Origin of the sequence: Jiangella endophytica (genome assembly GCF_003427025.1) — a bacterium.
Lineage (GTDB): Bacteria > Actinomycetota > Actinomycetes > Jiangellales > Jiangellaceae > Jiangella > Jiangella endophytica.
In genome coordinates, this window is the sequence record NZ_QVAI01000072.1 from 1 (window position 1) to 424 (window position 424).

1 pseudogene is annotated in these 424 nt (G+C 67.0%); it reads left to right on the top strand.

Annotated elements, in window-relative coordinates:
- Positions 1 to 163 precede the first annotated feature (163 nt).
- Positions 164 to 424 (top strand): annotated as a pseudogene (locus DZA62_RS35310) (LLM class flavin-dependent oxidoreductase); the annotation flags it as partial.

Below are 424 nucleotides of genomic sequence, written 5' to 3' on the forward strand. Positions count from 1 at the left end.
ACAGAGCTGGCTGGCGATGCGCATGAGATCGACCGCGCGTCGCTGGGTGAGCAGCAGCCTGTACATGTCGTCCAATTTCCTATCAACCCGCTAGGAATACAATCAGTGATCCACATCGTGATACGACGTCGCGACCGGATCCGAGGCCGAGGCCGCGTACCGGATGCTCATCCGCGGCCGGCGGCCCGGCCAGACCGTCCGCGACCTCCAGTCGAAGCCGGTGCCGCGCCGGAGCGAGCCGAGCGACTTCCGGATCGTCGGTGGTCCGGAGGAGGTCGCGACCGCCCTGGAACGGGTGGCCGCTCGCGCCGAGATCGACGGCTTCAACCTGAGCCAGAACGTCAGCTTCGACTCCCTGCGCGACTTCGTGGAACTCGTCGTACCGGTTCTGCGGCGGCGCGGGCTGGTACGCGAGTCCTACCGC